This is a genomic window from Saccharopolyspora karakumensis, assembly GCF_004349225.1.
GTDB lineage: Bacteria > Actinomycetota > Actinomycetes > Mycobacteriales > Pseudonocardiaceae > Saccharopolyspora > Saccharopolyspora endophytica.
Genome location: NZ_SMLA01000026.1, coordinates 23700 through 48181, shown reverse-complemented (window position 1 = coordinate 48181; position 24482 = coordinate 23700). Strand labels below are relative to the sequence as shown.

Sequence of the window (24482 nt, the reverse complement as noted above, 5' to 3'; positions counted from 1 at the left end):
GAGGCGGAGGCGGGAATCGAACCCGCGTACAGGGCTTTGCAGGCCCTTGCCTAAGCCACTCGGCCACTCCGCCGGACTCCGCATCCACACCGAAGCCGGCTGGAACGCCAGAGAACCAGAGCGGATGACGGGACTCGAACCCGCGACCCTCACCTTGGCAAGGTGATGCGCTACCAGCTGCGCTACATCCGCCTGCTGCGACATCTCGGCCCGGTGTCCCGGGCCTGTCCGCCGCGTTGCAATGAACTCTAGACCACGCCCAAGATCGGGATCAAAGGGGGGTCCCCGCTCCGCCTGGTCGCGACCGGGCAGAGCGCTTCTGACCTGATCAGCCCATGTCGAAGGGCAGCAGGCGGGTGAGCGCGTCGTCGACGTCGACCCACAGGTTCTCGTTGCCCGGGACCACCACGTCGTAGGTGCGGTCCAGGAAGTCGGCGAGTTCCTGCGCCGAAGCCTCGAACACGGCGTGACCGGACGGCGAGCTCAGCTCGATGGCGACGACCTCGGGGTCGTCGACCGCCGGGCGGATCGTCACGTCGCCCTCGCCGGCGTGCGCGATCAGGCCGTCGGCCAGCAGATCGCGGGCGAAGACCCATTCGACCCATCCAGCGCGGCCGGTGCGGAACGCGGCCACCACCGCGTAGGGGTCCTGGGTGTCGTAGCGGAGTTCGACCTGGACCGGCACTGCGGGCGCTTGCGGAGCCAGCAGATCGAACACGGCCGTAGAACGGAGTGTCACGTGATCATTACGCATTGTCCTCCCCTTCCTGCTCCCTCCCGGTCCGTTTATCGACCGAGCAACACAGTTGTGACGCCTCATCGGGCAGATTTACTCGCGACTCCCGCATAGATCACCCGGTCGGGCCATGCCCGAATTCGCTGGGCGACCAAGCGAGTGCACTCCGTGGTCGAAATCCCGGGTTCGGAGCGGTCGCCGGTTCCGGCCGATCCCCTTCCGATCGGACGGGCCCGTCGCCCACGCCGGAGACTCGATCCGTCGCGAACTCTCCCGATCAGAGCGGCCGGTCCAAGGGACCCGCCTCGCCCAGTGACCCACCGTCGTTACGTTCTGTAACTAGGTCGACTGTGTCCGAGCCCGGTCTGCAGATCGGTCGCTCACGCCCGGTGAATACCGCCTCCGCGTACCGGCTGACCACCGGGTTCACGCTTCGTCGGGTTCGCCTGACGTGACTCAAGAATAAGCGACGAAGGGCCTTCGCATTTTCCCGAAAATGCCTTGGATGAGACGTCCACCACGAGATGTCACCGTTTCGGGCTAATGGTCTTCACCGCGTCGGTTACAGCGCACGCACGGCACCGAACGCGCGGTCGAGAGGCGGCTCACAGTGTGACCAGGATCGAAGGCTCGCCACAGGGCCCAAAGACCCGTCTTCCGACGAACCGGACAATGATCCCAGTCACAATTCAGTCACAGCGTCAGGCGGCGAGCACCCGTCTGTCCGCTTGACAGCAAACCGCTGTTCACCGGGCCCGGGAACAATGGCGGGCTACCGACTCGTCGGCGCTGTGACCCACCGCACCGCCGGTGGCCCACTGCGACCGTATCCTGAACACGCGAGCCCGACGAACAGCCTTTAGGTGGAGAGCCCTGAACGATCACACCGAGCCGGAAGCCCGACAGACCGGTGCGGAACCGGGCGACCACGAGCACCCCAAGCACCCGCGCCTGCACGCGCTGCGTGAGCGCCTGCGCGGCTACCGCGCGTACGTCCGCCGACGCCGGACCCTGAACATCACCTACCGGGTCGTGCTCGGCGTGTTCGGCACGGCGGTCCTCATCGCAGGGCTCCTGATGATCCCCTACCCGGGACCGGGGTGGCTGGTGGTCTTCGCCGGCCTCGGCATCCTCGCCACCGAGTTCCACTGGGCGCACCGGGTGAACATGTTCGCCAAGCGGCACTACCAGCGATGGGTCCACTGGCTGGGCCGGCAGAGCTTGACCACCAAGCTCACGATCATGGCCGCCACCGGCCTGGTCGTCGTGGTGACGCTGTGGCTGCTGGGCATGTTCGGCACGATCGGCGGCTGGCTCGGCCTGCGCTGGACGTGGTTGGCCTCCCCCCTGTTCGGCCCCTAGAAACGATCGTGTATTGTTCTTCTCATCGCCGGGAACGGCGAACGAACAACAGAACAAGGGCGATTAGCTCAGGGGGAGAGCGCTTCGTTCACACCGAAGAGGTCACTGGTTCGATCCCAGTATCGCCCACAGAACGAAGACCCTGGTCAGAACTCCAACCGGAGAAATGACCAGGGTCTTTTTCATTCCCTCGATGAGGTAGAAGTCAGCAGAAAGTCAGCATCGGATCAGCGAGCGATCAGCGAACCCATTCCGCCGTCATCGTCATCATCATCTCGGATGAGCGTCCAAAAATCCGATCCCCACCATCCGTTCGCCGGGTGTAGAGATCCAGCGTGGTCGACGATCGCTCATGCCCAAGCACGCGCTGAACCTTGTTCACCGGGACTCCGTCATCGACAAGCCACGTGGCATAGAAGTGACGGAGGTCGTGGAACTTCAGCCCACCGGAGGCCAGCCGCGCCACGGCCTTGACCGCCTGCGCCTCGGTCCCGAACTTCTGTCGCTGCCGCTCCCCCGTCAGGTCCTGTGAGCGTGGAGGCCTCTTCTGGCGGTGCGGGGCCGCCCTCGAAGGTCGTCCGGACAGTGGTAGAAGCCAGTGGAAATACCTCGTTCAAGGCGTTCCCCAAGAGCGCCGCCGGTCGGCGTGCGGTGCCGCTGCCGCCCTGGGTTCTCCGAATCATCAGGAAGCACCTCGATGAGTGGCCGACGCTCGACGACCAGTCGCCCGTCTTCGCGAACATGGCGGGTAATCCACATCGCCGGACACTTTTCCGAGCGCGGGTGTGGCGGCCTGCGCTAGTCCGCGCGGGCCTGCTCGGTGGGTTCACCAAGGAGTCTGATGGCTCGATCTGGGCCAGCTGACGCCAGGTCGACGGGGTGAGGACAGAGGCCCTCCTTTGTAGGAACTAGGGCTTCTTAGTGGGCTTTACGGGCGCTTGCACAATGCCGCCTTCCTAGAAGATCCGTCGGCCTAAGAGGCTCGGTGGACTGCATCGGCCCAAAAGGTGCCGTCAAGCCTCATGAGGCACGTATACCGACCGGTGACATCAACGGCATTTCTGCAGCCTGCGCCGGAGCCTGGCTGCGACCTGATCGGCGACGATCCAGGCGATTCCCGACAGGCCGAGCCGGCGCATCACTGCAAGTCGGTCGACACTGTTCCAGTGTTCGACGATCTGACCATTCCGCACGCGGACGATGTCCATCACATCTATCGCTATCAGGCGCTCCGCACCAGGTCGACTCCTCGATGCGGGATGCTTTCCAAGGAAGGTTTTACGAGTGACGACACGGTCGCCGTCGGCGATCATGTCGTGAATCTCGACACGGAGATCGGGTAGGATCGCGTGGAGGAACGTAAAGATCTGCATAACACCGTCCCGATCACTTCGCTCCCGCGGGGCGGGAGTGTGGTTCCGAAAGTCATGAGCTAATAGCTCTTCACCAGTCTCGAAGCGCCCGCCTGCTTGAAAATCTTCGACGAAGCGCCGTACAAGCGCCTTGTTGCCTTCACTCACTCTGCCTCCCGACTTCGAAGATTCCCCTTGCGAGCCGGATCGGCGTTGCCAGATCGAGGGGATGGGCACAGTCCCTCCGCATGGTTCGGAATGCTCCCAAACGGCGCCTGCTGATGGCGTTTGCGGGTGTAGACGTTCCAGGCGGTGGCGGATGACGGAAAGTATCCGGGGTTACTCCCACGACCCATCAGATTATGGGTAGCCCTGGCTGACATTGCAATCGCGCGGAAGGACCGAGGTGGGCGCAGCATGGTGAGATCGCCGTTCGTCACTCGTTCGTCAGTAGGTCAAGAACGAGCAAAAAACGACGAGAAGCCAGGAGCAACGTCTTGCCTGGTCAGGCAAGGTTTCGTGCTGGAACCGCAGGTAGCAAATCCGCTGATAGTCATTCGGCTTCAACGTCTGAGACCTCGTGGCTCGCCTGTGCTGAGCGCACTACGGAGCTGGCCAGCCATCCGTGCCGCGTACCTATTCTCAGCTTGAAGGCTAGCCTCGTGCCCCTTGGTGTAGGGAACGACCCCAACCGAATGCCTTCCCATCTCACTGGCCGCACGTAGTCCCGTGGCTTGTCGCGCTGAGGGCGGGAAGCGCTAGAAGTCTTGGTCCGATTCGCGCCCGGTGGCGTGGTGGAGGCGACGCAGATGTACGTGCCGAATCATGCGGATGGTGGGGCGGATCGCCAGTTCGATGCTGCCCAGCAGGAACATCCAGGTGCCCAGGTTGAACATCGCGGAAACAGAGACGCCACCAGGAGGTTCGCGGTTCACACGCCGCATGTGAACCCCATCACATTTGTAGGCGCGTGCTAGGGTGCGGACCCAGACGGGGCGTAAGCGCAATCCGCACCCTGATCAGGCTTTTCCTGGCCTGGATGCCTCTGCTCCGAATCTTTAGCGTCCAGCCACATGGCTTACATCGACGACCCGATCGGACGGCGTGGCAACGTCACCGCGGACCCCGAATTGCGGTACACCACCAACGGTCACGCGGTGGCCACGCTCACGCTCGCGTGCCATCCACGCATCCTCGACACCACCAGCGGCAAGTTCCGCAACGCCGAACCGGTCTACCTGCCGTGCGTGTTCTGGCGGCACCTCGCTGAGCACGTCGCCGCCACAGTCACCAAAGGCACCCGGCTGATCGTCTATGGGTACCTGCAGGACCAGGACTGCCGCGACGGCATCCGAGTCACCTATAAACAGCTCAACGCCATCGACGCCGCAGTATCCGTCCGGTGGGCCACGGCCACCGTCACCAAAAGCAGCCGTCAAACCGCCAACAGACGATGCGCCACTTTGAGCGTGGCCGAGCGCTAGTCGCACAGCTGCTATCCGGCCTGTCCCGAGCCAGACCCAAGAGGCAGCAAAAAGTAAGCATCACGGGCGCCAGAGCCCGATACGCACCAACACAGAACAGCAGGTCCGCCGCACTAGACGACACGAGTCGTCACCAGAAAAACCCCAGGTCAGCGTCCGAACACGCCGTTCACACCGAAGAGGTCACTGGTTCGATCCCAGTATCGCCCACAGAACGAAGACCCTGGTCAGAACTCCAATCGGAGAAATGACCAGGGTCTTTTTCATTCCCCGACCGGGGTCGGCGAATCCATTGCGCCTTCTCAGATGCCGGTTCGAGGAATCCGATCTCACCGCAGGAATTGCGGGGTCTAGCTGTATGAGGGCTGGACGTTGGTTACGCCTGACGGGAGCCGTGAGGCTGGTGGCCGACCGCCTGCCGCGGTGTGTGGTCCGTGGTAGTTGTAGTGGATGTTCCAGACCATGATCGCTGTTGAGCGGGCAGCCTCGCAGGAGAAGTCGCGGGCGTAGAGCAGCTCCTCGGCCAGAATGCGCTGATAGCGCTCCACTTTCCCGTTGTGCCGCGGCGTGTACGGCTTGGTTGTCGTATGCCTCGCCTGGTTGCCGACGATTCGAGCGAAGTCGCCAGAGCGATAGCACGCACCGTTGTCTGTGACGATCCGGTGGATATGGTCGATTCCGTGGGCTGCGAACCAGATCTTCGCTCGGGCCAGGAACGCCGCAGCGGTCGCTCCCTTCTCGTCACTGAGAGGCTCGGTGTAGGAGAGCCGGGAGAAGCCGTCGATTGCCGAATGCAGGTAGGTGTCTCCGCGCTTCGCGCCAGCTGACTTCGCTCGCCCGGCGGCCTTGGCCTGATCGCTGTCGCGGCGTGGATACGCCAACCTCCTCCGTCGGGGATCCGTCCGACCTTCTTCACGTCGAGGTGGACCATGTGGCCGGGCCAGCGGGCAGTGATCTTCCCTGGCTTCCGGTTGCTGTCTCCGCCGGGATCGATAAACCGGCGCCTGCCCAGGCCGAGTCTGGCCAGGTGCCGGGTCACCGTGCGGCGATTGATCGAGAACTCGATGTCAGCGAGTTCGTTGGCGATGCGCTGGGCGGGCCACTTGTAGTCGCGTCGCCAGGTCTCGCTCCTCTCGACGACCCGGGCGGGTGTGGCGTTGGGGCTCCGGCGTGGTGCCGACGATCGATCGAGCAGTCCGGCGTCACCGTGACGTCGCCACCGGTTGACCCACTTCGACGCGCAGGCTCGTGAGATTCCCATCTCTGCTGCGACATGGGCGATCGGTCGGGTTTGACAGCGTTCGACGAGGCGACGTCGTCCCTCGATGGAGAGGGGCGCGTTGGCGTGGAGCACAGCGTTTCCTATCGGCTACACGAGCTCGGTGGGCTCAGACGGTCGTGTTGCCTGAGCCCACCGACTTAGGGACGTGGGGTCGGGCACTACCGGAGTGGGATATCGACGCCGTACTCGTCCGTGGGCCGGGGGCCGTGGATGCGCCGATCAGCTTCAGTGATGGCAACGTCGTTGATGCTCGCTTCGCGGCGCCGCATGAGGCCGTACTCGTCGAACTCCCACAGTTCGTTGCCGTAACTGCGCCACCACTGGCCTTCTGCGTCGTGGCACTCGTACTGGAAGCGGACGGCGATCCGGCTCTCGCGGAAGCCCCAGAGGCTCTTACGCAGCGCGTAGTCAAGTTCGCGCTCCCACTTCCGGGTCAAGAACGCGATGACCTCCTCGCGGCCACGGACGAACGTGTCCCGGTTCCGCCACGTCGAGTCCGGCGTGTAAGCCAGGGCCACCCGGTGCGGGTCGCGGGTGTTCCATGCATCCTCAGCCGCCTGGACCTTCTGCAGGGCCGTCTCCTGCGTGAACGGTGGGTACGGCGGGCGATCTTCCGACATTGTTGCCCCCTAACGTTGAGAACGTTCGTTCTCTATCGGTGGGAGTCTACGATAGGGAACGAACGTTCTCAATGCCAAGGAGTCCGGATGCCAGCCCCGATCACCGAGGAACAGAACCGCCTGGACCGCGAGGCCCTGCTCGATGTAGCCGAAAGGCGGTTTTACGAGCAAGGGATCCAGGCGGTCGGCATGGATGAGGTCCGTGCTGCATCCGGTCTGCCGCTGAAGCGGATCTACCGACTTTTCGCGGCGAAGGAGGACCTCGTGGTGGCGGTGCTCAAGCGTCGCGATCAGCGATGGAGAGCGAGCCTGACGGCCCACGTGGAGGAGGTCGAGGATCCCCACGAGCGCGTACTCGCGATCTTCGACTGGCTTGCCGAGTGGTTTGCAGAACCCGGCTTCCGCGGATGTGCCTGGATCAATGCCCACGGCGAACTCGGACCCGCATCCGAGGCGGTGCGAGCCGAAGTCCGGTCACACAAGCAGGCATTCCACGACCAGATCGCGGTGTGGGTCCACGCCACCGGGCTAGCGGTGGTTGAACCTGTTTTCCTACTCGCTGAAGGAGCCATCGTGGCGGCCGGCATCAGTGGCGACCCCGCCCCAGCCCGCCACGCGCACGCAGCCGTCGCGACGCTGCTCGGAACACCTTGATTACAGCCACGCCGTCAACAACCTCTTTGCCCGCAACATCTAGCGCTTGGTGGCGGCCGTTCTCACCGCGCGCAGCATCAGTCGGACCGCGGCGACGTGGCCGCCCGAAGCGAGCAGTGCAGCGCGGTAGCCGCGCCCGATCAGGCCGTGGAAGTCCGCGTACGAACGCGCGACGAGCACCGTTGATCCCTCCTGTTCCGGTGGGTCGGCGAGTTCGAAGCGGAGCAGGTAGGTCGCGAGCCGGTGCCGCCCGGAGAGATCCAGTCGCCGGTGGGGCTCTTCGGCCGTCACGGCGAAGCCGTTCGGCGGGTTCGCACCGAGGATCCACGCGATGGGCTTCCCCCGGCTGAGGATCTTCTCCGACTGGTCCAGCACGGCCTGCCACACCTGGCCCCGGGATGCATGGATCAGGACGTGGTGATCGTCGAGATGCACGGGCTCCTGCGTCATGCGCCGAGTATCGCGCGAAGCCTCCCGCGGCCGTGGGCAGTTCTGGTCTGAACTGACCGGGCGCAGCAGACTGGGGCTCCCCGTGGGTGTGGACACGGGGAACCCGCACGATATCGATCACGGACCGCTCGGACCAGAACCGTCCCTTGAGGACGATCAATGAGCAACACAACGCGAATATGTAAGGGTTTTCGCCTCCTGAACGTGAAGTCGATCATCTTTCGCGTGGTTGTTGACCCCCGAAGCCGCGGGCATACGAATGCCCAAGCGGTCGGTCACCACCTGCGCTGGAACTCTGCGCTCATGATTGCTACGGGTCTGTCAGCCGCACCGACCGAGCGACGACGCCAACCGGCGCAGCGAGATCGTCTGGAGTGGGTGGGCCGCCGGTTTCGGCGCCGCGGCCGGTGCGGGTCTGATCCTGCTCGCGCATCGAGCGCTGGCCGACGACGCCTGGATCACCCTGACCTACGTCCGCAACCTCGCCGCTGAACGCCTGGTCGCTGGCCGCGATCTTCTGGGTGGTCAGGAGTCCGGTGGTCGCGGTCGGAGCGCTGCTGACGGTCACGCTCGCGATCACCGGCTGGTGGTCGGCGCGGCTGGCGCGGCGGGTCGGGGCTTCCGCCGCGATGCCGTTCGCGGTGGTGGCGCTGCTCGTGACCACACCGCTGGTGGTGTCCACGATCGGGCTGGAAACCTACCTCGGGATCGCCGTGCTGGTCGGCGTCGGGCACCACGCCCTCGCGGACCGGTCGTGGGCGACCGGGGTGCTGTGGGGTCTGGCGGTGCTGTGCCGGCCCGATCTCGTGGTGCCCGCAGGCGTGCTCGTCGTGGTGCTGCTCCGGCGGGAGCGGCTTCGAGCAGCTGTGATCGGGGCGCTGCTCGCCCTGCTGTGGCACGTGTGGTCGTGGTGGCGCCTCGGCGGTCTCATCCCGGACACCACGTTCATCAAGGTGTCCGAACCCGGTTCGCTCACGATGCTCACCGCACCCCTCGAACTCTTCGCGCGCTACTACCCGGTGAGCACCGCGCTCACCGCCGTCACGGTCGGAGCCGGGCTCTGCGGCGGGATCTGGGCTTGGCGCCAGCGCCGATCGGCCTGGGCGCGGTTGGCGCTGGCGTTCCTGCTCGCGGGGTGGGCGCACTGGGCGGCGCTGCTGGCCATCGACGCGTATCCGCAGGCCTGGTACTTCGCGCCGCTGGTGGCCTGTTCCGCGCTGACCGCGTCGATCGCCGTCGCGAGAATCGGCGGCGTGCTCTGCTGCGCGGGAACCGCGCTGCTCGCCGCGTTCTCGCTCGTCGTCGCCGGTCCGGCGCCGTGGGCGGCGAGGCCGCTGGTGTTCAACGTGGCCGTCAGCGACCAGTACTTGGCGATCGGATCCGAGATTCCCGCGCTCACCGGAGGTGATCGGGTTCGCGGGCCCGGCGAGATCGGGGCGCTCGCCTACGGTCGGGCGGGCTGGTGGTCGACCACTTCGGAGACCGGGGACTGATCAAGCCCCTGCTCGACCAGCGCCGCGAGCGGTCCGGGCCCGTGGGCGAGGACCTGCTGCGGCTGAACTGGCTGCACCAGCGGAACGCGAGCCCGCCACGCCTCGACCACGAACTCCACTTCGCGCCGATCCTCCCGAATCCGCCCGGTCGGCTCATCAAGACCTGGCCGATCGAGCTGCCCGCCCGAGGGCAGGACCAGCTCGTACTGGTCGAGCGCTAGAACGCTCCGACTCGGAGAGCTCTTCTCGTGGCGCCGTTTCCGATGAAAGCGAGCTTTCCGCGTGACCATCGACCACCTCAGCCGGATGAGCATGGGCGTTCTGCAGGCGTTCGTGCTGGTCGTGTGCGCCGCCGGTGCCGTGGCGAGCTTCCTGCGCGAGTCGACCACGTCCAAGGCCATCGTCAACGCGGCCGCGCGGGGTGCGTCCCGCTACGCCGTTCCTTCGCCCGACCAGGTTCGGTCCGTCACCGGAAAACCCGCGGAGGCGCTCGTCTTCTTCGGCTGGGGGAACGCGGTCCTGGCCGGCTTGCCGGGGGTGATCGGACTGATCGTGGTCCTGGCGGACGGAGACGACGCCGAGAGCGCGCTGATCTTCTCCCTCGTCACCGGCTACGCCTTGGTCATGGCCTTCGTCGGTTATGCCGGCACCCATCTGCTCACCCCGGCCCACGAACGTCGCCACGCCCGGATCGCCGCGCATTGGAGTTCGAACGACGAGGGCCACGCCTGGAAGCCGGCGAAGCAAGCGCGCCGCGACGGTGCGGGCAAGAAGTCCCCGTCCAGGCCGTCGATCGCGAATCGGTGTCTCTACGCTGCCGCGGGTCTCTGGCTCGGGGGTGTCCTCGCGCTGCAGCTGTCGGTGCTGACGCGCTGCGCGGGCAGCCCGGGGGCGGGGAAGTACGAGTGCGAGGAGACCACCTACTCCTCGCCGGTCGAGACCCTGATCGCCGGGGGCTTCTGGGTCTTCATCGTCCTGATCTCGTTGGGCGTGGTGCTCGCCGCCCTCGGCGTGCTGTTCGACTGGAGGCAGCGCGCGTCCGAACGTGCCGCGCTGCGCGCGGTGCTGGCCGATCCGAGCTCCGACCGCCCGGCCGAGGACCTGCTGGCCCACCACTCGCAGCGGCAGGCGCATCCGCTGGCGCGCGTCGGCGCGGCGATGTCCGGGGCGTGCCTGGTGTTCAGCACGTCCTCCTACCTGGTCGGTCGCGGCCTGGGGCTGGGATCGGAGGACGTCTTCGCCCCTCATCGCACCGAATCTCTCGCCGCGATGGTCGTTTCGGCGGGCATGTTCGTCGCGGCGCTGATCGGCACCGGCATCGTCAACGTGCGCGGTCGCGAACTCCGCAACGCCCTCATGGAGCGCTGGCCCTCTCCCCCTTCCTGGAAGGCCGACGAGGACGGGAAGGTGCAGCGCGCCAAGCGGGGCCCGGCACTGCACGGCTCGCGCGAGGTCAAGGTCGGCGCGGACAAGACCTCCGACCCGCGGTGAGGCCTCGGCCGATTCTGGCTCAACGCCCGCTGAGCAGGCAGAACTCGTTGCCCTCGGGGTCTGCGAGGACCACCCAGGTGACGTCGGGCGACTGGCCGACGTCCACGCGGCGTGCGCCGAGGGATTCCAGGCGCCGCAGTTCGTCGGCGGTGGAGCGGTCCTCGGCGCGGAGGTCGAAGTGCAGGCGGTTCTTGGTGGTCTTGGGCTCGGGCACCGCGAAGACGTCGATGCGCGGCCACGCACCGTCGGCGGGGCCGATCGTGATGCCGTCCTCCTCCCGGTCGACGACGTGCCAACCGAGCACGGCGCACCAGAAGGCGGCCACCTTCTCGGTGTCGTGGGCATCGATGGCGACAGCGGCCAGCCGACTGGACATGCGCCGAGTATGACCAGCGGCCCCGGCGAGCGCACTCGAATTCCGTTGCGGCCGACGCCCGCAGGAGCGAAAGCGGTCGGCCGCAGACGAGATCGTCCACCGGCCGGTCTGAGAGGTGCAGGAAGGAGCGCGGTGCGGAACGCCCTGCATTTCCCGCGCTTTGCGGTGTTCGGTCAGGTCGCGTAGCGGTCCGTGGCGTTGATCAGGGCGTCGAGGATTCCCGGTTCGTCGTAGGCGTGGCCCGCGTCGGGGATGATCCGCAGGTCGGCCTCCGGCCAGGCTTCGGCGAGCTCGAAGGCGGTGAACGGCGGGGTGATGACGTCGTAGCGGCCTTGGACGATGGTGCCCGGGATGCCGTGCAGGCGGTGGGCGTTGGCGAGGATCTGACCTTCGGCGAGCCAGGCACCGTGCACGAAGTAGTGCGTTTCGATGCGGGCGAAGGCCGCGGCGAACGCGGGGTCGCCGAAGGTCTCGACGAGCTCCGGGCGCGGCAGCAGTCCGATCAGGTGCGCCTCCCAGCGGCTCCAGGCGATGGCGGCGCGTTCGCGGACCTCGTCGTCGGGGTCGTGCAGCATCCGGTGGTAGGCGCGCAGCACGTCGTCGCGCTCGGACTCGGGCACCACCGCGAGCAGGTCCGCCCAGCGGTCGGGGAAGAGGTTGGCGGCGCCGCCCGCGTAGAGCCACTCGAGCTCGGAGCGGCGGCAGGTGAACACGCCGCGGAGCACCAGTTCGCTGACGCGCTCGGGGTGCGTTTCGGCGTAGGTCAGCGCCAGGGTGCTGCCCCACGAACCGCCCAGGCCCAGCCAGGACTCGATGCCGAGGTGCTCGCGGAGGCGCTCGATGTCGGCGACCAGGTGCCAGGTGGTGTTGCTGCTCAAGTCGGCGCCGAGGGCTCCCGCGTCGGGTGTGCTGCGACCGCATCCGCGCTGGTCGAACAGCACGATCCGGTAGGCGTCGGGGTCGAAGAGGCCGCGGTGCGCCGGCGTGGAGCCGCCGCCGGGACCGCCGTGCAGGAACACCGCGGGTTTCCCGTCCGGATTGCCGCTCTCCTCCCAGTGGACGAGGTTGCCGTCCCCGACGTCGAGGTGGCCTGAGGCGTGAGGTTCCCGCTGCGGGTGGAGATCGCGCATGCCCGCCATCGTGCCCCAGCGGTCGGCGGCGCGGGGCTCATTCTTCGCGCCCGGTGTTCGTCAGAGGCGTCGGACGCCGTCCAGGACCGCTTCCAGGAGTTGGCGATCGGGTCGTTGGGCTTGACGGGACGTCTTGTCCGTGACGAGGTCACCGCGGTCGATCAGGTCCGACACCAGGACCTTGGCGACCACGATGGGCGTGTCCAGATGCGCGGCGACCTCGGCGATGGACATCGGGCGCACGCACAGGCGCAGGATCTCCTCGTGCTCAACGGAAATTCGGCTGCGATCGGCACCGCTCCACGACGTCAGCAGCTGGGTGGCGACGTCGAGTTCCGGTCGTGCCGGGCGGGTGCGACCGTGCACCATGGCATACGGTCGCACCAGCGGCCCGGACTCCTCGTCCAGCCAGAGCTGGCCGTCTTCAGACATGGGAGCGCCTTCACTGCTGGCGCAGCTGCGACACGGCATCCACCCTCGGGGCCGAGCTCAGGTACTCGCCGACACGGATCACCATCAGGTTCATCTCGTAGGCGATCATGCCCACGTCCGCGTTCTCGTCTCCGAGCAGCGCCATGCACGCACCGGCACCCGCCGCGGTGACGAACAGGAACGCGGTGTCCAGTTCCACCACGGTCTGCCGGACGCCACCGCCGCCGAAGTGCCTGCCGGTCTCCTTGGCCAGGCTCTGCAGCGCGGAGGCCATGGCCGCCAGGTGGTCGGCGTCTTGCGGGGTCAGTCCCTCGGACCTCGCCAGCAGCAGCCCGTCACCGGAGAGCACCACCCCGTCGCGGGCGCCCACGACCCGGTTGACCAGGTCGTCCAACAACCAGTTCAGGTCATCGTCAGAACCGATCTGTTCGCTCATTCCTGCGCTGCTCCTCGAATCGTCGGGTCAAGCTCGGTCGCGGCCGCCGGCCCGGCGCGCATCCAGGGTTCCGCGTTGGAACGCCGACATGGTGCCACGGGTCCGCTCCGGCTGGAGCGACGCAGTGTCCTGCGCAACTCCGCCGTCCGGTTCGTCGCGCAACTGCGGGGCCAGGTTCTGCTGGCGGTCGCGGCGCGGCAACTGGGGCCGTTCGGCGTCGGGATCGTCCGACGGGAAGCGCGGTTCGAACTCGGCCACGGGCTCCTCGATCGCGGCGACCGGGGCGGTCCGCGCCTCGCGGACCGCCGACTGCCCGGTGGCGCGTTCTCGGGCCTTCTCGGCCAACTGCGACATGCTCTGCTTGTCGCCCTGCGCCGCCTCTTCGGCGACGATGTGCGGGGGCAGCAGCACGAACGCCACCGTGCCCTGCTCCTCGGCCTCGCGGAGGTCGACCTCGATGCCCCGGCGGGCCGCCAGGCGAGCGACCACGAACAGACCCAGCCGGGAGTCCCCGCGACGCGTGATGTCCTCGAAGCGCGGCGTGGTGGCCATCAGGACGTTGGCCTCATCGCGGTCGGCGGGCCGCATGCCCAGGCCCTCGTCCTCGATCTGGATCAGCACGCCGCGCGGCGTGTCGCTGCTGTAGACCTGGACCTGCGAGCGAGGCGGCGAGTAGGACGTGGCGTTGTCCATCAGCTCGGCGAGCAGGTGGATGACGTCCCCGACCGCGGCGCCGACCAGCGAGATCTCCGGCGCGGCGTGCACCCGGATCCGGTAGTAGTGCTCGGTTTCGGCGACGGCGGAGCGGATCACGTCGATCAGGCGCACCGGCTTGCGCCACTGCCTGCCCGGCTTCTCGCCCGCCAGGATGATCAGGTTCTCGGCGTTGCGCCGGGACCGGGTCGCGAGGTGGTCGAGCTGGAACAGGCCTTCCAGCCGCTCCGGGTGCTCCTCGCTGCGCTCCATCTTGTCCAGGGTCTTGAGCTGGCGGTGCACCAGGCCCTGGTTGCGGTGCGCGATGCCGAGGAAGACCTTGTTGGCGCCTTCCTTGGCCTGGTTCTCCTTCACCGCGGCGACGACCGCCGTGTGGTGGGCGGTGTTGAAGGCGTCGGCGACCTGGCCGATCTCGTCCGCGCCGTAGTTCAGCGGGGTCAGCTCGGCTTCGATGTCGAGCTCTTCGCCGTGTTCGAGCCGCTCCATCACGTTGGGCAGCCGCTCGGTGGCCAGCAGCAGGGTGTCGTCGCGCAGCCGCTCCAGACGCCGGACGAGCACCCGGTTGACCAGCACTCTCGCGTTGCGGGCGGCCAGCAGGATGCCCAGCAGCATCGCGGCGAGCGCGACGAGGCTGCCGACGAGCACGCCGATGAGGTGCCCGCTGGCGTTGCTGACGGCCATCAGCGCGCCGGAGCGGACCTGCTCGACGGCGATGGCCGAGAGGTCGCTCGCGACCTGCGCGGTGCCCTGCCGCCAGGAGGCCTCGTCGACGGCGAAGCGGCCGGGGCGCTGCGGCGGGTGCTCGATGAGCTGGTCCTCCAGCTCGGCGACGCGCGCCCAGGCAGGACTTCCCTGGAGCCGCTCGGCGATGTCTCCCGCGCGCGGCTCGGCGGCGGGGACCTCGGCTTCGAGGGTGTTGCGGTAGGAGCCGACGAGTTGGGCGAACTCGAGGTGGGCGGCGGTGCTGAACTCGCCGTCGGCGAGCGCGGTGGTGCCGAGCGAGGCCGCGCGCGACATCTGGTCGGCGGCGCGGAACAGCTCGGTGCCCACGTGCCCGGCGTGGCCGCTCTCGGTGTCGGCGACGGTCTCGGTGTAGGACTCGAACACGTCGAGCCCGGCGTCGAGGACCTCGTTGTAGTAGTTCAGGGCCTCGGTGCGGCCGGCCTGACCGGATTCGGCGCGCTGCCGCTGCTTGGGCAGCTGGGCGAGCAGCCCGTCCAGCGACTTGATCTTGCCCGCGACCTCCGGGGAGGCGGATTCGGCGGCGACCCGCAGCGTGCGGCGCATCTCGGCGACGGTGCGGTCGGTCTTGGGCCGCTGGGCCGCCAGGGCGGTCGGATCGGCTCCTCGGCCGCTGAGCCGGTCGACGACCAGCCGCCGCTCCTCCTGCAGGGCCGCGAAGGCGTCGGCCGTCGGGAGCGCCGCGTCGCGGACCTCGGTGGCGACCACGCGGGAGTGGAAGCCCTGGTAGATCGGCACCGCCGAGAACGCCAGCCAGATGGCCAGCAGGATGATGCTGGGTGCCAGCCCGACGCGGGTCAGGCGGGCCCGGATCGTCTTGTGCTCACTACCCGAACTGCTCCGCGTCACAGCGCCTCGTAACCGTCGAACCGGTCGCGGTTCGGCGCACGTTCGCCGGAATCGCGACTCAACTCAGCAGGGCTCCGCGACCGGGGATGCGGCGCGGAATTCGGCATCAGCATGAGGCACGCGAGTCTGAAACTCACCGCTCGTGACCAAGCCGATACCACTGTCAGCGTCGAACATCGTTCGCCCGACAGGATGAACGAACCCTAGCACAGGGTGATCTTGAGCCCCGATGAACGTCATCTCCCGCCCAATCCCGAGAAACGGGCGAGGAAGGACCTTGCGGACATTTCGAAACGTCGATTCTGGAATCCGCGCATCCGATCGCGCAGGATGGCGGCATGACCAACGACGTGGCGATCATCGGCGGCGGAATCGTGGGCCTGGCCACGGCTCACGCGCTCATCGAGCAGCAGCCCGACCGCCGGATCACGGTGCTGGACAAGGAACGTCACTGGGGCGCGCACCAGACCGGGCACAACTCAGGCGTGATCCACAGTGGACTCTACTACCCGCCCGGCAGCGCGAAGGCGCGGTTCGCCCGAGCCGGTGGTGAAGCGATGTACCGCTTCTGCACCGATCACGGAATCCCCGTGCGGCGCACCGGGAAAGTGGTGGTCGCCACCTCGATCGATCAACTGCCCCGGCTCGCCGAGCTGCAGCGGCGCGGCACCGCCAACGGCGTGCAGGTCAGCGAACTCGACCAGATCGGGCTGCGCGAACGCGAACCCCACGTGCGCGGGGTGCGGGCGCTGCACGTCCCGGACGCCGGCATCACCGACTTCGCGGCGGTCAGCGAGAAGCTCGCCGAACTCCTCGCCGAGCGCGGCGTGGACCTGCGACCCGCCACCGAGCTGCTCGGAGTCCGCCGCGACGGCTCCGACCTGGTGCTGCTCACCGACCGGGGTGAGATCCGCACCCGCCGGGCTGTCAACTGCGCGGGACTGCACAGCGACGCCGTCGCCGAGCTCGCCGGGACCACGCCGCCCGCCCGCGTCCTGCCGTTCCGCGGCGAGTACTACGAGACCACGTCCTTCAGCCGCGACCTGGTCAACTCGCTGGTCTACCCGGTTCCCGACCCGGCGTTCCCGTTCCTGGGCGTGCACCTGACCCGCATGATCGACGGCAGCCTGCACGTGGGCCCGAACGCGGTGCCGGCGCTCTCGCGGGAGGGCTACCGCTGGGGCGCGATCTCGCCCTCCCACCTGCAGCGCCTGGCCACCGACCCGGGACTGCGGGTGCTGGCCAAGAAGTACTGGCGCACCGGAGCCACCGAAATCGCCCGCTCCGCCCTGAAACCCCTGTTCCTGCGGGCCGCCCGCACCCTGCTGCCCGAGCTGCGCGGCCACCACCTGCTGCGCGCCGAGGCGGGCGTGCGCGCTCAGGCCGTCACCCCCGACGGCAGCCTCGTCGACGACTTCCTGGTGGTGGAGGACGAGAACTGGGTCCACGTCCTCAACGCCCCCTCCCCGGCGGCGACGGCGTCCCTGCTGATCGGCAAGGACATCGCCGCCCGGCTGCGGTCGCGGGACTGAGCGCGCTCAGTCCCTGGTCTGGGTGAGGTCTTCGAGGTATTCCTGCAGGGTCTTGCCGAGGAGGTAGGTGTCGGCGGGGGCGACCATGGTGAAGGTGTCGTCCGGCGATTCCGGGATGACCGCCGAGCGGCCGGTCGGCGAGTGCCGGATCTCGATGCCGTGGCGCCAGCGCTGGAACTCGCCGCCCTCGCTCCGGTAGGCGACCGACAGCCGGGCGTCGGTGCCGTCGGCGCGGGCCAGCAGATCGGCCACGGCGCGGGCGTCGTCGGTGGGGACCTCGCGCTGCTTGAGCTCGTAGGCGAGCCAGTCCGCGGCCTGGTCCCGCTCGGCGGCTTCCGCCCGCGCTTCGGCGAGTTCGCGCGTGGGGACGGTGACCTCGCAGCCCTCGGCGGGTTCGCGCTTGGGCAGGCACGCGACGAGCGCGGGCCAGGGCGCGTCCGGGCGGACGACCTCGGCGGTGACGTCCTCGCCGCAGACCCGGACCCGCACTCCCCCGCCGTCGCCGACCGCGACGACCGCGCGCAGCTCGGTTTCATCGGGGACGCGCACCTCGGCCAGGCCGAAGACCGACGCGCGCGAGAGCGTGCTCGCCACCTCCCGCCACTGCTCGGACACGTCACCGGGTTCCGGTGCGATGACCAGGAATTCGGCCACCTCGTCGGCCACGTCGCTCAGCAGCGCGGCCAACTCGCGCAGTCCGCACTGCACCGCCTCAGTCCCCCTCCGGCTGCGCGACGCGGCGGACGATGCCGGCCAGCGCGCTGCTGACGATGGACACGATCAGCGCGCCCCAGAAGGCCGCCCAGAAGCCGTCGACGTGGAACGGCAGGTCGAGCTCACCCGCGAGGTAGCTGGTCAGCCAGAACAGCAGGCCGTTGACGACCAGCCCGAACAGGCCCAGCGTCAGCACGTAGAGCAGGCAGCCGAGCGTCTTGGCGATCGGCTTGAGCACCAGGTTGACCAGGCCGAAGATCACCGAGACCGCCAGCAGCGTCAGGATCTTCGTGGTGGTGTCCTCGCCGGAGAGGTCGATCCCCGGCAGCGCGGTGGTGATCCACACCGCGACCATCGTGATCAAGATGTGCAACAGCAGTCCCACGGCGCCTCCCTAGTCGATCTACCCGAGACGCTACCGCCGAACGCGCGCGCAGGTCAGTCGAACAGCGTCCCCACTAGGTCGAGGGCGTCGGCGCGGGTGCGGGTGCGCGCTTCGAGGAACCGGTAGACCAGGCCCTGGCGCAGGCCCCACGGGCAGATCTCCAGCTCCGGGAGCTCCAGCGATTCCATGATCACTTCAGCGACGATCGCGCCGGCCAGGATGCGCCTGCCCCTGCTGCGGGAGACGCCGGGCAGCTTCGCGCGCTGCTCGTGGTCGAGCTCGGCGAGCCGGGGGATCCACCGCGACAGGCGCTTGAGGCGCAGCCGGTGCGGTCGGCGGGCCAGCTCGTCCGGCGTGCTCTCGGTGAGCACCGCGAGCTGCCGCAGCACCTTCGACAGCGCGAGCGGGTGACCGCCCTCCACCTGCCGCAGGGCCTTCGGGATCGTGGCGTGCAGCTCGTGGCGCAGGTCGGCGAGCTGCGCGGGCGTCGGCGGGTCGTCGGGCAGGAACTGCCGGGTCAGCCGAGCGGCGCCGTGCTGGAGCGAGACGACCAGATCGGGGTTTGTGCCGGTCCCGGTCGCGACGTCGAGCGTGCCGCCGCCGATGTCCACCGTGGTCATCGCCCGTCCGCTGCGACCGTGCCAGCGGCGGGCCGCGTGGTAGGCGACGGCGGCCTCGTCGCGCGGGGTGAGCACGCCGATGCGCACGCCGGCGGCCTCGCCGAGGCGCTTGCGCAGCCGGGCACCGTTGCTCGCATCGCGCACCGCCGAGGTCCCGTAGGCGATCAGCGCCTCGGTCGGCTTGTCGGACGCGGCGCTCACGCAGTGCCGCACCGCGCGTTCGGCGTCGGCGATGCCCTCCTCGGTGACCCGGCCGTCGGGCAGGGTGTGCTCGGCGAGCCGGGTGCGGGACTTGACGCTCCAGGTGGCGCGGGGCATCCGCGGGCTGGCGAGGTCGACGATGTCCAGTCGGGCCGCCGCGGAGCCGATGTCGAGCATGGCGAGTCTCATGACGAAGTCACAGCCTTGATGAACGACATGCCAACAGCATGGGCATGACAGACGTCGCGCGGCCAAATCGCCGCGTCGCTTTGCGAGGTGCATCACATGTCGAGACGGTACGGGCGGACTCCCCGCCGGGACGTACTCGGCGGTAACCTCGCCTGCAGACCTCGGCGGTGTCGCCGCGACCCGCCGCCGCCGGACCCGGAAGGAACGGCCGATGCGCATCGGGATGCCGCTGAACTACAGCGGAGGCTTCAAGGAAACCGTCGACGACCTGGCGACCTACGAGAAGGCCGGGCTGGACATCGTCTACGTCCCGGAGGCTTACTCCTTCGACGCGGTCAGCCAGATGGGCTTCATCGCCGCCAAGACCGAGCGGCTGGAGATCGCCTCCGGCATCCTCCAGATCTACACCCGCACGCCCACCCTGACGGCGATGACCGCGGCCGGGATGGACTTCGTCTCCGACGGCCGGTTCACCCTCGGCATCGGCGCCTCGGGACCGCAGGTCATCGAGGGCTTCCACGGCGTGCCGTACCACGCGCCGCTGGGCCGGACCCGCGAGATCGTCGACATCTGCCGGCAGGTGTGGCGCCGGGAGAAGGTGGAGCACAGCGGCAAGAACTACAACATCCCGCTGCCCGCCGAGCAGGGCACGGGCCTGGGCAAGCCGCTGAAGCTGATCAACCACCCGGTGCGCGAGCGGATCCCGATCCTCATCGCCGCGATCGGCCCGAAGAACGTCGAGATGGTCGCCGAGATCGCCGAGGGCTGGGAGCCGATCTTCTTCCTCCCCGAGCGCGCCGGTGACGTCTGGGGCGAGCCGCTGGCCGCGGGCAAGGCCAAGCGCGACGCCTCGCTCCCGCCGCTGGACGTGGTCGCGCAGGCGCCGCTGGCCATCGGCGAAGGGCTGGAGGACCTGGTCGACTTCGTGCGCCCGATGGTCGCCCTCTACGTGGGCGGCATGGGAGCCAAGGGCAAGAACTTCTACAACAACCTCGCCCGCCGCTACGGCTACGAGGCCGAAGCCGAGGAGATCCAGAACCTCTACCTCGACGGCAAGAAGGACGAGGCCGCCGCGGCCGTGCCGCGCGACCTGCTGGAGAAGATCTCGCTCATCGGCACCGAGTCGCACGTCAAGGAGCGGCTGGCGGCGATGAAGGAAGCCGGCGTCACGACTCTCAACGTGACGCCCTTCGCCGGCGACGCCCCGGGCCGCGCCAAGCTCATCGAGCAGGTCAAGACCCTCGCCGAGGACGTCTGACCCACGACGCGAACGGGGCCCGAGGTGACCAACGCGCCACCCGGGCCCCGTCCCGTCCCCGACTTCCACTGAAACCCCGTCCCCGACCTCAGTGGAGGTTCGGTGCCCGATTTCCACTGGAATCGGGGGTCTGACTTCCACTGAAATCGGGGATCACCGCCGAGTCAGGCTTCGGCCGGGGTGTGGGCCGGAGCCGGTTGTTTGGTGTGGGTTTCGCGCAGGAAGAACGCTGCGGCGAAGGTGCACAGCGACATCGCCAGCAGGAACACCGAGACCGCTGCCGAGGTGCCGGTCGCGGCCAGCAGCGCCGTCATGATGAACGGGGTTCCGCCGCTGACCAGGATCGCCGCCAGCTGGTAGGCCAGCGACGCGCCGGAGTAGCGGACCCTGGGGTGGAACAGCTCGCTGAGGTAGGCGGCGAGCGGCCCGTAGGTCATGCTCTGCCCGACGCTGCCGATGCACCCGGCCAGGGCGATGAGCCAGATCGACGCCGTGTCGATCAGCCAGAAGAACGGGAACGACCACAGCGCGAGCATCCCGGCCCCGATCAGGATCATCGGGCGGCGGCCCAGCCGATCGGACCACGATCCGGAGAAGAAGATCACGAAGATGCCGACCAGCGAGGTCAGCAGCGTGACGCCGAGCAGCTGCTGGCGCGGCAGGCCGAGCTCACGGGTGCCGTAGTCGAGCAGGCCGGAGATGCCGATGTAGAAGAACGTGTTCGTGGCGAACAGGAGCCCGGCGCCCAGCAGCACGCTGCGCTTGTGATCGCGCAGGACCTCCATCAGCGGCGCCTTGACGACCTTCTTCTCCTGGCGCTCCTGCAGCTCCTGGAACACCGGCGTGTCCTCGATCTTGAGTTGGATGTAGAGCACGACCGGCGCGAGCACCGCGCTGAACAGGAACGGCAGCCGCCATCCCCACGACAGGAACGCCTCCTGGCTCATCATCGCGCCGACCCCGAGGAAGGCGAGGTTGCCGAAGATGACGCCGAACGGCACGCCCATCTGACCGAACGTTCCGGCCATGCCGCGCTTGCCGCTCGCGCTGTTCTCGGTGAGCAGCAGCACGATGCCGCCCCACTGCCCGCCGACCGCGATGCCCTGCAGGAATCGCAGCGTTACCAGCAGGATCGGGGCCGCGACGCCGATGGTGCCCGCGCTGGGCAGCACGCCGATGAGGAACGTCGCCGTGCCCATCATGATCAGGCAGGTCACGACCGCGGGCTTGCGGCCGATCTTGTCGCCGAGGTGGCCGAAGACCAGGCCACCGATGGGTCGGGCGACGAACCCGGCCCAGAACGTCGCGAAGGACAGCAGCACGCCGATCAGCGGTGAGGCGTTCGGGAAGAACTGCGTGCCGAACACCAGCGCGGCCGCGGTGGCGTAGATGAAGAAGTCGTACCACTCGATGGAACTGGCGATCAGCGCCGCGCCGAGCAGCTTCTTCGGCGTTCTGGGTGGTTCTTGAGCAGTCATCGAAAGACTCCCTTGTCTGAGGACCAGACCGACCGGTTGGTATGACTGTGATGTCCGTCTCGTCCAGAGTCAAGGGGCAATCTTCGGCCGGTCAGCCCTCGTTGAGCACCCGGATCGGGGAGCCCGCCGCGAAGGCCTTCACGTTCTCGACGGTCTCGACGAAGAACGCCTGGTAGGTGTCGTCGGTGACGTAGCCGATGTGCGGGGTCAGGACCGTGCGCGGCGTGTCGCGCCACGGGTGGTCGGCGGGCAGCGGCTCGGTGCCGTAGACGTCGAGGCCCGCGCCGGCGATCCGGCCCCCGCGCAACGCGGTGCGCAGCGCGTCCTCGTCGACGATCGGGCCGCGCGAGGTGTTGATCAGGTAGGCGGTGGGCTTCATCAGCGCCAGCTCGTCGGCGCCCACCAGACCGCGGGACCGCTCGCTCAGCACCAGGTGGACGCTGAGCACGTCGGACCGCTCGAACAGCTCGTCCTTGCCGACCAGCCGCGCACCGACCTCGGCCGCGCGCTGCTCGGTGAGGTTGCTGCTCCAGGCCATCACGTCCATGCCGAACGCACGACCGACGGTGGCCATGTGCGAGCCGAGCCGCCCGAGCCCGAGCACGCCGAGGGTCTTGCCGCCGAGCTCCACGCCCACGCCGGTCTGCCAGCCGCCGGTGCGGATCTGCCGGTCCTGCCTGGGGATGTCGCGCAGCAGCGCGAAGATCAGCCCCCACGCCAGTTCGGAGGTCGCGGCCCAGCCGCGACCGCTGCCGGTCCCGGACACCACCACGCCGTGCTCCCGCGCGGCGTCCAGGTCGATCGAGGCGTTGCGCATGCCAGTGGTGACCAGCAGCTCCAGGTTCGGCAGCCGGGTGATCACCTCGCGCGGGAAGCGGGTGCGCTCGCGCATCGCGGCGATCACGTCGAACGGCTCCAGCCGCGACACGAGCTCGTCGACGTCGGCGATGTGCTCGGTGAACACCTCGACGTCGAGCCCGTCCCAGTCGGCGTAGCTCCGGGCGACGTCCTGGTAGTCGTCGAGCACTGCGATCCGCATGTCAACCCTCCGCTTTCGGCTCCGGCATCACGGGACGGCGAAAATCCTACGCAGGTGATCGCATTCGACGGGGGTGGCGCGAGACACTGGGCCACGTGACCGGATCGACCGTGCTGCACCTGCTGCCGTTGAGCACCTTCCACAACGACCGCGACCAGCCCATCACCGCTTCCAGCCTGAGCTCGCAGGGCTTCGTGCACTGCTCGCCCGACGTGCCCACCACGCTGGCCGTCGCCAACAACCTCTACAGCGACGTCGAGGAACCGATGGTCGCCGTCGAGCTGGACCCGGAGCGGCTGTCCGCGCCGGTGCGCTGGGAGGCCGCCGACCCGGCACCGCCGCCCGGGGTGTCCGACGAGGCGCTGTTCCCGCACGTCTACGGCCCGCTGGACCGCGAGTCGGTGATCGGCATCCGCTACGCGCGCCGCGACGTCAAGGGCCGCTTCTTGTCGCTGGAGTCGCGCAGCCGCACCGCCGAGGAGTTCGACCTGCTGCCGCATCCCGAGGGCGGCTGGTACCGGCGGACGTGGGCCAGTCCGGTCGAGCTCGAGCGCCCCAACGGCACCCGGCCGACCGCGACCACGATCTACTTCCTGCTCCCGCCCGGCCAGCACTCGGCGTGGCACGTGGTGGCCTCCGACGAGGTGTGGCTGTGGCACCGGGGCGGGCCGCTGACGCTGCACCTGGGCGGCACGGGTGCGAAGCCCTCCGACCACCCGGAGCAGCTGGTGCTGGGCGCCGGTGCGGGCCAGACCCCGCAGGCGGTGATCCCGGCCGGGACCTGGCAGTGCGCCTCCGCCGCTGCGACGGTCGAATCGCTGGTCACGTGCGTGGTGTCGCCAGGGTTCGACTTCGCCGACTTCGAGGTGGTGTAGGCGGGTCGAAGGAGGAGTGCCGCGCCCCCGGCCGGCGCATCGCTCCGGGACCTCCGCCGATGACGACCTCACCGCGCGGGCCGCGGGCCGTTGCGACGACCGCGGCTGCCGCCGGGAGGAACGCTCCTCGGGCCAGCAGCGCCGCGCGGTGCCTGCGATAGGCGGCGACGAGACCGCGCTGGCGGTCGCGGTGCCTGCCTCGGCGTGTCGTGCCGGAGCCGAGCATGCCTCGCTCCACCCACGACATCACGATCGAGAATCCCAGAACCATTCCGATGCCGATGCCCGCCGCTCCGGCGAACCCGGTCAATGAATTCAGCACCGGCAACACCCCCGAAACCTAAGCCGGTTCACGCCCATCGTTGCCCGCGCGACGCCACCCGGTACCCCGGTCGGGTCGGCGGTCTCGCCCTCGTGTCGTCCGATGCACGCGCAGATCCACTGTGGCCTGTTGATTTCACGGTAGGTGCGGGGCGTCTTGAACGCCGCGCGCGTCCCGCCCCGATCGCCCCAACGGGTGAAAACGATTTCACCGCGGATCGATCCGGTGCTCCGCACGATCGTTGATCGAGCAATCTGATGGTCGTCG

At 68.4% G+C, this 24482-nt stretch carries 26 protein-coding genes, 3 tRNA genes and 1 pseudogene; 10 read left to right on the top strand and 20 right to left on the bottom strand.

Features of this window, described 5'->3' with window-relative positions:
• Position 1 precedes the first annotated feature (1 nt).
• The 3 genes from E1202_RS17745 to E1202_RS17735 all read right to left on the bottom strand — a co-directional run bounded on the left by E1202_RS17745 (position 2) and on the right by E1202_RS17735 (position 754).
• A tRNA-Cys gene (locus E1202_RS17745) sits at positions 2-73 on the bottom strand.
• 46 nt (positions 74-119) lie between these two features.
• Positions 120-192: transfer RNA gene (locus E1202_RS17740), tRNA-Gly, on the bottom strand.
• Between the two features lie 136 nt (positions 193-328).
• The gene (locus E1202_RS17735; RefSeq protein WP_093412952.1) at positions 329-754 is read right to left on the bottom strand and encodes an SsgA family sporulation/cell division regulator; all 426 of its coding nucleotides are present in this window, start codon (positions 752-754) and stop codon (positions 329-331) included.
• Positions 755-1546: 792 nt separating this feature from the next.
• On the opposite strand from E1202_RS17735, the gene E1202_RS17730 reads away from it, so the two are divergent.
• Positions 1547-2098, top strand: coding sequence for a TIGR02611 family protein (locus E1202_RS17730; RefSeq protein ID WP_235878584.1), 552 nt, complete (start codon positions 1547-1549; stop codon positions 2096-2098).
• Between the two features lie 57 nt (positions 2099-2155).
• Positions 2156-2227: transfer RNA gene (locus E1202_RS17725), tRNA-Val, on the top strand.
• A gap of 109 nt (positions 2228-2336) precedes the next feature.
• Here E1202_RS17725 and E1202_RS17720 read toward each other — a convergent pair.
• The 3 genes from E1202_RS17720 to E1202_RS17710 all read right to left on the bottom strand — a co-directional run bounded on the left by E1202_RS17720 (position 2337) and on the right by E1202_RS17710 (position 4346).
• Positions 2337-2564 (bottom strand): tyrosine-type recombinase/integrase, encoded by a 228-nt coding sequence (locus tag E1202_RS17720; RefSeq protein ID WP_207918720.1) that lies wholly within the window; start codon positions 2562-2564, stop codon positions 2337-2339.
• A gap of 583 nt (positions 2565-3147) precedes the next feature.
• Positions 3148-3618: an ester cyclase gene (locus E1202_RS17715; protein ID WP_165943895.1), complete on the bottom strand. Its 471-nt coding sequence runs from the start codon at positions 3616-3618 to the stop codon at positions 3148-3150.
• A 590-nt stretch (positions 3619-4208) separates the two neighbouring features.
• Positions 4209-4346: a YrhK family protein gene (locus E1202_RS17710; protein WP_235878581.1), complete on the bottom strand. Its 138-nt coding sequence runs from the start codon at positions 4344-4346 to the stop codon at positions 4209-4211.
• A 177-nt stretch (positions 4347-4523) separates the two neighbouring features.
• On the opposite strand from E1202_RS17710, the gene ssb reads away from it, so the two are divergent.
• Positions 4524-4934 carry a single-stranded DNA-binding protein gene (gene ssb / locus E1202_RS17705; RefSeq protein WP_132684266.1) on the top strand — a complete coding sequence of 137 codons (411 nt, stop codon included), beginning with the start codon at positions 4524-4526 and terminating at the stop codon, positions 4932-4934.
• 350 nt (positions 4935-5284) lie between these two features.
• Here ssb and E1202_RS17700 read toward each other — a convergent pair.
• Positions 5285-6288: pseudogene (locus E1202_RS17700) on the bottom strand (IS481 family transposase).
• 86 nt (positions 6289-6374) lie between these two features.
• Positions 6375-6836: a nuclear transport factor 2 family protein gene (locus E1202_RS17695; RefSeq protein ID WP_132684265.1), complete on the bottom strand. Its 462-nt coding sequence runs from the start codon at positions 6834-6836 to the stop codon at positions 6375-6377.
• An 87-nt stretch (positions 6837-6923) separates the two neighbouring features.
• Between E1202_RS17695 and E1202_RS17690 the strand changes: the two genes are divergently transcribed.
• A complete protein-coding gene (locus tag E1202_RS17690; protein WP_132684264.1) occupies positions 6924-7490 on the top strand; it encodes a TetR/AcrR family transcriptional regulator in 567 nt (188 codons plus the stop codon).
• Positions 7491-7529: 39 nt separating this feature from the next.
• Here E1202_RS17690 and E1202_RS17685 read toward each other — a convergent pair whose 3' ends face one another.
• The gene (locus E1202_RS17685; protein WP_132684263.1) at positions 7530-7940 is read right to left on the bottom strand and encodes a hypothetical protein; all 411 of its coding nucleotides are present in this window, start codon (positions 7938-7940) and stop codon (positions 7530-7532) included.
• Between the two features lie 536 nt (positions 7941-8476).
• Here E1202_RS17685 and E1202_RS17680 point away from each other — a divergent pair.
• The 3 genes from E1202_RS17680 to E1202_RS17670 all read left to right on the top strand — a co-directional run bounded on the left by E1202_RS17680 (position 8477) and on the right by E1202_RS17670 (position 10924).
• Complete coding sequence (locus E1202_RS17680) at positions 8477-9433, top strand: hypothetical protein (RefSeq protein WP_132684262.1); 957 nt, start codon at positions 8477-8479, stop codon at positions 9431-9433.
• On the top strand, positions 9403-9654 hold the full coding sequence (locus E1202_RS17675; protein WP_165943894.1) for a hypothetical protein: 252 nt from the start codon (positions 9403-9405) through the stop codon (positions 9652-9654). Before E1202_RS17680 ends, E1202_RS17675 begins: the two co-directional genes overlap by 31 nt.
• A 61-nt stretch (positions 9655-9715) precedes the next feature.
• A complete protein-coding gene (locus tag E1202_RS17670; RefSeq protein ID WP_132684260.1) occupies positions 9716-10924 on the top strand; it encodes a hypothetical protein in 1209 nt (402 codons plus the stop codon).
• Between the two features lie 19 nt (positions 10925-10943).
• On the opposite strand, the gene E1202_RS17665 is transcribed toward E1202_RS17670, so the two are convergent.
• The 5 genes from E1202_RS17665 to E1202_RS17645 form a co-directional block, all read right to left on the bottom strand.
• Entirely contained in the window at positions 10944-11300 is a 357-nt protein-coding gene (locus tag E1202_RS17665; protein WP_132684259.1) for a VOC family protein, read from the bottom strand.
• A 173-nt stretch (positions 11301-11473) separates the two neighbouring features.
• Positions 11474-12430, bottom strand: coding sequence for a prolyl aminopeptidase (gene pip / locus E1202_RS17660; protein WP_132684258.1), 957 nt, complete (start codon positions 12428-12430; stop codon positions 11474-11476).
• A gap of 60 nt (positions 12431-12490) precedes the next feature.
• Positions 12491-12862: a DUF742 domain-containing protein gene (locus E1202_RS17655; protein ID WP_132684257.1), complete on the bottom strand. Its 372-nt coding sequence runs from the start codon at positions 12860-12862 to the stop codon at positions 12491-12493.
• A gap of 10 nt (positions 12863-12872) precedes the next feature.
• Positions 12873-13298 carry a roadblock/LC7 domain-containing protein gene (locus E1202_RS17650; protein ID WP_132623067.1) on the bottom strand — a complete coding sequence of 142 codons (426 nt, stop codon included), beginning with the start codon at positions 13296-13298 and terminating at the stop codon, positions 12873-12875.
• A gap of 27 nt (positions 13299-13325) precedes the next feature.
• Entirely contained in the window at positions 13326-15602 is a 2277-nt protein-coding gene (locus E1202_RS17645) for a sensor histidine kinase (protein WP_235878580.1), read from the bottom strand.
• A gap of 338 nt (positions 15603-15940) precedes the next feature.
• Between E1202_RS17645 and lhgO the strand changes: the two genes are divergently transcribed.
• Positions 15941-17134: an L-2-hydroxyglutarate oxidase gene (gene lhgO, locus E1202_RS17640; protein WP_132684256.1), complete on the top strand. Its 1194-nt coding sequence runs from the start codon at positions 15941-15943 to the stop codon at positions 17132-17134.
• Positions 17135-17140: 6 nt separating this feature from the next.
• Here the strand turns inward: lhgO and E1202_RS17635 are convergent, their stop codons facing one another.
• The 3 genes from E1202_RS17635 to E1202_RS17625 are packed head-to-tail and all read right to left on the bottom strand — an operon-like array spanning position 17141 to position 19243.
• Positions 17141-17842 carry an ESX secretion-associated protein EspG gene (locus tag E1202_RS17635; protein WP_132684255.1) on the bottom strand — a complete coding sequence of 234 codons (702 nt, stop codon included), beginning with the start codon at positions 17840-17842 and terminating at the stop codon, positions 17141-17143.
• Positions 17843-17846: 4 nt separating this feature from the next.
• Entirely contained in the window at positions 17847-18233 is a 387-nt protein-coding gene (locus tag E1202_RS17630) for a phage holin family protein (RefSeq protein ID WP_132684254.1), read from the bottom strand.
• 53 nt (positions 18234-18286) lie between these two features.
• The gene (locus tag E1202_RS17625; protein WP_132684253.1) at positions 18287-19243 is read right to left on the bottom strand and encodes a Ppx/GppA phosphatase family protein; all 957 of its coding nucleotides are present in this window, start codon (positions 19241-19243) and stop codon (positions 18287-18289) included.
• Between the two features lie 211 nt (positions 19244-19454).
• On the opposite strand from E1202_RS17625, the gene E1202_RS17620 reads away from it, so the two are divergent.
• The gene (locus E1202_RS17620) at positions 19455-20501 is read left to right on the top strand and encodes an LLM class F420-dependent oxidoreductase (protein ID WP_132684252.1); all 1047 of its coding nucleotides are present in this window, start codon (positions 19455-19457) and stop codon (positions 20499-20501) included.
• A gap of 164 nt (positions 20502-20665) precedes the next feature.
• Here the strand turns inward: E1202_RS17620 and E1202_RS17615 are convergent, their stop codons facing one another.
• Positions 20666-21979, bottom strand: coding sequence for an MFS transporter (locus E1202_RS17615; protein ID WP_132684251.1), 1314 nt, complete (start codon positions 21977-21979; stop codon positions 20666-20668).
• 91 nt (positions 21980-22070) lie between these two features.
• Positions 22071-23018, bottom strand: coding sequence for a D-2-hydroxyacid dehydrogenase family protein (locus E1202_RS17610; RefSeq protein ID WP_132684250.1), 948 nt, complete (start codon positions 23016-23018; stop codon positions 22071-22073).
• Between the two features lie 95 nt (positions 23019-23113).
• Between E1202_RS17610 and E1202_RS17605 the strand changes: the two genes are divergently transcribed.
• Entirely contained in the window at positions 23114-23893 is a 780-nt protein-coding gene (locus E1202_RS17605; protein ID WP_132684249.1) for a cupin domain-containing protein, read from the top strand.
• Here E1202_RS17605 and E1202_RS17600 read toward each other — a convergent pair.
• The gene (locus tag E1202_RS17600; RefSeq protein WP_132684248.1) at positions 23841-24215 is read right to left on the bottom strand and encodes a hypothetical protein; all 375 of its coding nucleotides are present in this window, start codon (positions 24213-24215) and stop codon (positions 23841-23843) included. The two genes, E1202_RS17605 and E1202_RS17600, sit on opposite strands and share 53 nt — an antisense overlap.
• Positions 24216-24482: the final 267 nt, after the last annotated feature.